Genomic DNA, 6508 nt, shown 5'->3' with positions numbered 1-6508 from the left:
GGTCGTTACTGGGATCGAACCAGTGACCCCCTCCTTGTAAGGGAGGTGCTCTCCCAGCTGAGCTAAACGACCTGGGAATTCTGTCTCCACCGAGTGGAGAAAATGGTGGGTCGTGCTGGATTCGAACCAGCGACCAATTGATTAAAAGTCAACTGCTCTACCGACTGAGCTAACGACCCTCACCACGACCAGTTCCGACTGCATTACTGCTTCGGCTCTGACGGCGGCCTATATTACGGATTTAAATTTCCGGTGCAACAGAAAATTCGTAATTTAAATCCGTTTGCTCACTGTGCGTACAAATGCAGGCTGTTTTTACAGTAGCGTTACGAAAACAGTGACATACAGCAATGTTACAGCTTGCTCAGACTCTGTTTGGCCAACTGGGCCGGCGAGGTGTTGGGATAGCCCTTGATCACCTGCTCATAGAAGGATTTGGCTTCCGCCTTCTTGCCATCCAGCTGCGCCAGCATACCCAGCTTCAGCAGCGCATCGGCTCGCTTGGGGGATTTGCTGTATTTGTTGGCCACGGTCGAGAACTGGGCCGATGCACCGGCTCTGTCACCCTTGTTGAACAGCAACTGGCCGAGCCAGTAGTGTGCATTGGGAACATAGCCCGAATTGGGGTACTGCTTGATGAAGCCCTGGAAAGCCGGAATGGCTTTGTCGTAGTTCTTCTCTTTGAGCACCATGTTGACCGCTGCGTCGTAGGCCTGATTCTCATCCTGATTGGTTGAGTAATTGGCGGCAGCAGCCGGTGTGGCAGCAGCAGGGGCCGGGGCGGCTGGAGCAGCCTGCTGGCTGCTGGCAACCTTGTCGAGCTCCTGATAGAGCTGACGCTGGCGCTCTTGCGACTGTTCCATCTGGTAGGTCTGCTGCTCCAGCTGACCACGCAGCTCGGAAACCTCCCCTTGCAGGGAGTCGACCTGTTGCTGCAATTCAGCTTGCAGTCGCAGACGGGCATTGAGGGTGCGCTCCAGCAGGGCAACCCGATCTTCCAGGCTACCGGTGGGCACGATGGCGCCGTTGTTGCCACTAAGGACAACGCCACCACCCGAGTCACCGCCCAGATCGCTGACAGGAGCCGCAGCTTGCGCATTCAGAGCAACCATTACGGCCAGCGCAACGACAGCTTGCTTGTACACAGATTTCATTCGGATCAAACCTTAGCGTTTAGTACAGATAAAACGGCCAGCGCCATCGTCGCTCGCATATGCAGATTTCATTCGGATCAAACCTTGGCGTTTAGTGCAAATAAAACGGCCATCGAAATGGCCGCTTGCATATAAACGAACTTCGTTCGGTTTAAACCTTAGTAAACCAGAACCGCGCGGCGGTTTTTGGCAAAGGCATCCTCGGTGTGGGACATGTCCAGCGGCTTCTCTTCGCCATAGCTGACGATGGAGAGCTGCTCGGCCTGCACACCCAGGGTTTGCAGATACTTGGCAACAGCCTTGGCACGACGCTCGCCCAGGGCGATGTTGTACTCGGGAGTACCGCGCTCGTCGGCGTGACCTTCGATCAGGACTTTAACGCTCGGGCGCTCGCGCAGGTAGCTGGCGTGGGCATCCAGCAGATCAGCGTACTGACCCTGGATATCGTAACCGTCGAACGGGAAGTAGATCACGTTGTCACGTTGCAGTGCTTCGAACTTCTGACGCATCTGCTCTTCCGGGGACAACATGCCGTTGGCGCCGCCGGTTTGTACACCGCCCATGCCGTCGGTCATACCTGATTCGGCGCCAGCGGCGTCGGAATCAGAAGAAGAACTACAAGCGGCCAGGGTGAACAGTGGCAGTGCGATGGCCAAACCCTTGAGCAGTTTATTGAGTTGCATGCTATTTCCTTAAACCTTTATAACAAAACAAAAAACAATTGGATTTTTATCAATTCAAGAAGGGCGACCAAGCTGGTGCACGAATTTCACCGCTACTGGTCGGAAGCACAGCCTTGAAGCGACCATCAGTCGACACCAACGCGAGACTCTTACGACCCTGATAGATGGTGGCATAAATGATCATGCTGCCATTGGGAGCCACACTTGGCGACTCATCCAGAGCACTCTGGGTAAGGACCAACAGGGCATTGTTTTCCATGTCCTGACGGGCAATACGATACTGTCCCTGAACACGGGTCACCATCACCATGATTTTGCCATCAGGAGTGATGGATGCACCCTGGTTGGATTCACCTTCCCAAGTCATCCGGCGAGTCATACCAGTCGCCAAATTTACGCTATAAATCTGGGGTTTGCCACCACGTTCAGAGGTGAACAACAAATTTTGCCCATCCGGCATCCAGGAGGGTTCGGTGTCGATCACACGGCTGGTTGTGACGCGGGTCAGCTGCTTGCTAGCGACATCAACCACATAGAGGTTCGGTGAACCATCTTTGGAGAGAACGATAGCCAGACGACGACCATCCGGAGACCACTCCGGCGCCCCGTTAATACCGCGGAAACTGGTGATCAGGCTGCGCTGCTGGGTGTAGATATCCTGCACGTAGATTTCGGACTTCTGGTTCTCGAAGCTCACGTAAGCCAGCTTGCTGCCATCCGGCGACCAGGCCGGAGACATCAACGGTTCGCGGGAGCGCAGCAGGGTCTTCTCGTTGTAACCGTCGTAGTCAGAAATGCGCAGCTGGTACGGGAACTGGGTACCCTGCTGTACGGAGACGTAAGCCAGACGGGTCAGGAAGGCACCGCGCTCGCCAGTCAAACGCTCATAGACGATGTCGGAGATACGGTGGGCAAACTGGCGCATCTGGGCACCCGGGATGGTCGCCATACGGCTATCCAGAATGTAACCGTTGCTCTCGCCACCTTGTGCCTTGGCCAGCTGACCCTTCAGCACATCGACCAGCTCGAAGTTCACCTTGTAGGTGCCGTCACCGACTGCCGAAATGGAACCCACCACCACGGCTTCAACCCCTTGGGAGGCCCAGGGAGCGAAGTTGATCTCGCTGCTGCTGCTCGGGGTCTGCGGCATCTGGCCACGGGCCAGCGGCTTGAATTTGCCGCTGCGCATCAGGTCGTTGGAGACCACTTCCGCGATGTCCTGCGGCAACTGCCCGTTGCCTTCCCACTTGAAGGGGGCGACAGCGATGGGGCGTGCGCTATCAATACCGCCGGTGATGACGATGTCCAGGGCCGCCTGGGCACTCTGGCCCAGCAACAAACAGCCAACCAAAGCAAAAAATACTTTTCTGATCATGGCTTAAATACTCGGTTCCAATAAAGATGAGAGGTTAAATTCCTTTCTCGGCGAGAGGTTGCCAACCGGAGGCAAGCAACCTCGTTTTATCACGCTTAGATACTCGGTTCTAACTTCAGGTTAAATTCCTTCAACATCTCGAATGCCGCAGGATCCTTGGGCACTGGCAGTTGATTGGCTTTCAAGACAGCCGCCTTACCCGAACGACAGACCGCCGGGTCACCCTGGCCGTTATCTACCGATATGACAAAGCCACTGCTCGCAAGACGTACGCCGATAGTACATGTTTTGCCCCGCATGGTGGGATCTAAAATCATATACCGCTCAACAGTGGCCTTGATGAGCGCCGCATACTTGTCGACCTCACCTTGTGCCGCTGCAGAGGCAGCCTGGCTGCGGGCATTGGCTTCAGCCGCCAGCTGCTGCTGCATCATGGCTTCCATCTCTTTTTGCAGTCTGGCCTCCTCGGCCGCTTTGCGTTTGCGTTCTGCCGCGATCTTGGCCTGCTTCTCGGCTTCAGCCTTGGCTTTCTTCTCTGCGTCAGCTTTTGCCTTTTTGGCTGCCTCTTCCTTGGCCTTCTTCTCAGCCTCGGCTTTGGCTTTTTTCTCAGCCTCTGCCTTGGCTTTCTTCTCTGCCTCAGCCTTGGCCTTCTTGTCAGCTTCCGCTTTCTTGGCTTTGGCCTCCTCGGCTTTAGCCTTCTCTTCCGCCTGTTTTTTCTCGAGCTCTTTCTTTTTCTTCAGCGCCAGTGCCTTGGCCTCTTCAGCAGCCTTGCGCTCGGCTTCCGCCTTCTTGGCCTTCTGCTCTTCCAGCTTGCGGGCCTCCTCGGCTTTCTGCGCCTTCTCTTCCGCCCGCTTCTGCTCGGCAACTTTTTTCTGCTTCTCAGCCTCGGCCTTGCGGGTCGCCTCTTCTGCTTCTTTCCGCTTGGCCTCGGCAATACGCAGCCGTTCCTGCTGCTGGGCTAGTTCGCGTTTGGCAAGATCCGTATCTTCCTTATCCTTCTCTTTCTCTACCTTCTGCGGCTTGGGCTGAGCTTTCTGCTGCTGGATCTGCTTGGCCTGCTCGTTGAGGAAGTTCTCATCAAGCATGACGGCATTGACGATCTGCCCCTTCGATTCGGGTCGTTTCGGTTTGCTGAAATCGAGCCCGACAAACAGGATGATGCCGATGATCAGGTGCAGCAGAAACGACGCGATGAGATAACCGGAAATACCACGCTTCACATCCATCTCCGTTAGTTCACCGGATCTGTCATCAGGCCAACCTGAGGCACACCCGCATTCTTGAGGGCCACCATCAACAGGATCACCTCTTCGTAGCGCACGGCCTTGTCACCCGCGACCACCACGGGGGCATTCTGGTTGATCGCCAGATAGCCCATGGCTTTTTCGGTGATGTATTGCTGCATCGCCTCTGGCGTGCCACTTGGCACCGGCTCGTCATCGGCTTCGCCAGCCTTGATGACATACTCGCCTTCGGTATTGACGCTTACGATGAAGGGCGGCTTGGCATCTTCCGGCAACTGCTCGGACTCAGCCTGCGGCAGATCCACCTTGACCCCTTGCGTGATCACCGGCGTGACCGCCATAAAGATGATAAGCAGCACCAGCATGACGTCGATATAGGGAACCACGTTGATCTCGGCCACCTTCTTGCGCCGGATCCGCTGATAGGTTTGCATTACTGATCACCCTGCTGCTGAGCAATTTGACGGTTCAGAATGGTGGTGAACTCGTCCATGAAGTTGGCGTAGGCGTTCTCCAGCCGCTCGACCTTGTTGGAGAAGCGGTTGTAGAAGATTACCGCCGGGATAGCGGCAAACAGACCCATGGCGGTCGCAATCAGCGCTTCCGCGATACCCGGTGCCACCATCTGCAGGGTGGCCTGCTGCACCTGACCCAGGGCGATAAAGGCGTTCATGATCCCCCATACGGTACCGAACAGACCGATGTAGGGGCTGATGGAGCCGATGGTCGCCAGCACCGGCAGGTTGGATTCCAGATCATCCACCGCACGGGAGAGGGAGACGCGCATGGCACGGTAGGTACCATCCATCACCGCATCCTGACCACGGGCCCCGGCCTTGAGCAGGCGGGCATACTCCTTGAAGCCGGAGTAGAAGATATCTTCCATGCCTTCGATATCATCGCGGCGGGAAGAGGACTCCTGATAGAGGCGATTGAGATCGACCCCTGACCAGAAGCGATCTTCAAACTGTTCCGATGCGAGATTGGCCGCCTTGATCGCCTTGGAACGCTGGATAATCAGCGCCCAGGAGACAATAGACATGCTCATCAGGGTGATCATGACCAGTTTTACCAACAGGCTGGCTTGCCAAAACAGGCCAATAAACGAAATTTCAGCGTGCACTTAACAGCACTCCCTTGATTTTTTCAGGTATAGCTACAGGTTTCATTTGCGGATGACTTACACAGGCTATCTGTACCAAAGCCTGGGTGACGAGTCGTCCATCAGCCGCCAGGATCTGCTGCGAAAAACGCAGGGATGCGCGTTTCACTTCAATCACTTGCGTTAATACATTCAATAGTTCATTAAAACGGGCCGCCGAGCGGAAATCGATCTCAGTTCGGCTCACCACGAAGGCATATCCCTCCTGCAGCCAGACGTCCTGTTCGACCCCTTTGGCACGAAGAAACTCGGTGCGAGCACGTTCCATAAACTTGAGATAATTGGCGTTGTAGACGATGCCCCCGGCATCGGTGTCTTCGTAGTAGACACGTACCGGAAACTCAAAGACTTCCCCCATAACAATCTGTGATCCATTCGACAGTCAGATGGGGGGCTATCATAGCGCAGGGCTGAATAGGAAAGAAGCAGGGGGAGACAGGGAAATCCTGCCTCCCCCCGTTTTTTATGAAAGGAAATATGAATGTGTCAGCCAGAGGCCATACAACAAACTGGGCCAGGCGAGCCAGGGGTTGAACAGCACACGTCCGGGCAGGCTTTTCAGATGAAAGCCAAGCCCGTTAAGTACGCCACAACAGACGGCCCACATCAGCCAGGGAGCAAGCCAGAGACCATGCTCGCTGGTGTTGGCCGCGATCAGATTGGGGGCCTGTAAAATAGCGACGGCCAACAAGGCCGCCGCGAGTAACATCAACCCCTGCCACGGCTGCCGCTCCAGTGGAGCGGCCAGCCTGGCGAGTCGATCACTTGTTTTCATCGATCTGACGATCCATGTTCTCGGTGTGTTCCAGCCACAGCGCATTGATGATGCCAAATGCACAGGCCAGCAACAGCCCCAGGATCCAGGTGAAATACCACATTGTCAGCGCACC

9 protein-coding genes and 2 tRNA genes are annotated in these 6508 nt (G+C 55.5%); all 11 read right to left on the bottom strand.

Annotation, left to right across the window (positions count from 1 at the left end; all coding sequences use genetic code 11):
• Positions 1 to 72 (bottom strand) — tRNA-Val (locus tag G5287_RS05425).
• Between the two features lie 31 nt (positions 73 to 103).
• A tRNA-Lys gene (locus G5287_RS05420) sits at positions 104 to 179 on the bottom strand.
• Positions 180 to 353: 174 nt separating this feature from the next.
• Positions 354 to 1154: a tol-pal system protein YbgF gene (gene ybgF / locus G5287_RS05415; RefSeq protein WP_167571264.1), complete on the bottom strand. Its 801-nt coding sequence runs from the start codon at positions 1152 to 1154 to the stop codon at positions 354 to 356.
• A gap of 158 nt (positions 1155 to 1312) precedes the next feature.
• Positions 1313 to 1837 (bottom strand): peptidoglycan-associated lipoprotein Pal, encoded by a 525-nt coding sequence (gene pal, locus G5287_RS05410; protein ID WP_005304908.1) that lies wholly within the window; start codon positions 1835 to 1837, stop codon positions 1313 to 1315.
• Between the two features lie 49 nt (positions 1838 to 1886).
• Positions 1887 to 3212, bottom strand: coding sequence for a Tol-Pal system beta propeller repeat protein TolB (tolB, locus tag G5287_RS05405; protein ID WP_005335728.1), 1326 nt, complete (start codon positions 3210 to 3212; stop codon positions 1887 to 1889).
• 95 nt (positions 3213 to 3307) lie between these two features.
• Entirely contained in the window at positions 3308 to 4438 is a 1131-nt protein-coding gene (gene tolA, locus G5287_RS05400; RefSeq protein WP_216979490.1) for a cell envelope integrity protein TolA, read from the bottom strand.
• A 5-nt stretch (positions 4439 to 4443) separates the two neighbouring features.
• Positions 4444 to 4890: a protein TolR gene (gene tolR / locus G5287_RS05395; protein ID WP_005335733.1), complete on the bottom strand. Its 447-nt coding sequence runs from the start codon at positions 4888 to 4890 to the stop codon at positions 4444 to 4446.
• The gene (gene tolQ, locus G5287_RS05390) at positions 4890 to 5567 is read right to left on the bottom strand and encodes a protein TolQ (protein WP_216954450.1); all 678 of its coding nucleotides are present in this window, start codon (positions 5565 to 5567) and stop codon (positions 4890 to 4892) included. Before tolQ ends, tolR begins: the two co-directional genes overlap by 1 nt.
• 1 nt (position 5568) lies before the next feature.
• The gene (gene ybgC / locus G5287_RS05385) at positions 5569 to 5976 is read right to left on the bottom strand and encodes a tol-pal system-associated acyl-CoA thioesterase (protein WP_005343212.1); all 408 of its coding nucleotides are present in this window, start codon (positions 5974 to 5976) and stop codon (positions 5569 to 5571) included.
• Positions 5977 to 6081: 105 nt separating this feature from the next.
• Entirely contained in the window at positions 6082 to 6393 is a 312-nt protein-coding gene (locus G5287_RS05380; RefSeq protein WP_041202810.1) for a cyd operon YbgE family protein, read from the bottom strand.
• Positions 6380 to 6496 carry a cytochrome bd-I oxidase subunit CydX gene (gene cydX / locus G5287_RS05375; RefSeq protein ID WP_005304933.1) on the bottom strand — a complete coding sequence of 39 codons (117 nt, stop codon included), beginning with the start codon at positions 6494 to 6496 and terminating at the stop codon, positions 6380 to 6382. The genes G5287_RS05380 and cydX overlap by 14 nt, the downstream gene beginning before the upstream one ends.
• Positions 6497 to 6508 lie beyond the last annotated feature (12 nt).

Source organism: Aeromonas sp. 603079, from assembly GCF_049172135.1.
Classification (GTDB): Bacteria; Pseudomonadota; Gammaproteobacteria; order Enterobacterales; family Aeromonadaceae; genus Aeromonas; species Aeromonas veronii.
Note: the sequence above shows the minus strand (reverse complement) of the source record. Positions and strands in the feature narration are given on the sequence as shown.

Excerpts from the sequence above, each read along its gene's own strand:
- ybgF (WP_167571264.1), bottom strand. The coding sequence starts at position 1,154 with ATGAAATCTGTGTACAAGCAAGCTGTCGTTGCGCTGGCCGTAATGGTT.
- pal (WP_005304908.1), bottom strand. The coding sequence starts at position 1,837 with ATGCAACTCAATAAACTGCTCAAGGGTTTGGCCATCGCACTGCCACTG.
- tolB (WP_005335728.1), bottom strand. The coding sequence starts at position 3,212 with ATGATCAGAAAAGTATTTTTTGCTTTGGTTGGCTGTTTGTTGCTGGGC.
- tolA (WP_216979490.1), bottom strand. The coding sequence starts at position 4,438 with ATGGATGTGAAGCGTGGTATTTCCGGTTATCTCATCGCGTCGTTTCTG.
- tolR (WP_005335733.1), bottom strand. The coding sequence starts at position 4,890 with ATGCAAACCTATCAGCGGATCCGGCGCAAGAAGGTGGCCGAGATCAAC.
- ybgC (WP_005343212.1), bottom strand. The coding sequence starts at position 5,976 with ATGGGGGAAGTCTTTGAGTTTCCGGTACGTGTCTACTACGAAGACACC.
- G5287_RS05380 (WP_041202810.1), bottom strand. The coding sequence starts at position 6,393 with ATGAAAACAAGTGATCGACTCGCCAGGCTGGCCGCTCCACTGGAGCGG.
- cydX (WP_005304933.1), bottom strand. The coding sequence starts at position 6,496 with ATGTGGTATTTCACCTGGATCCTGGGGCTGTTGCTGGCCTGTGCATTT.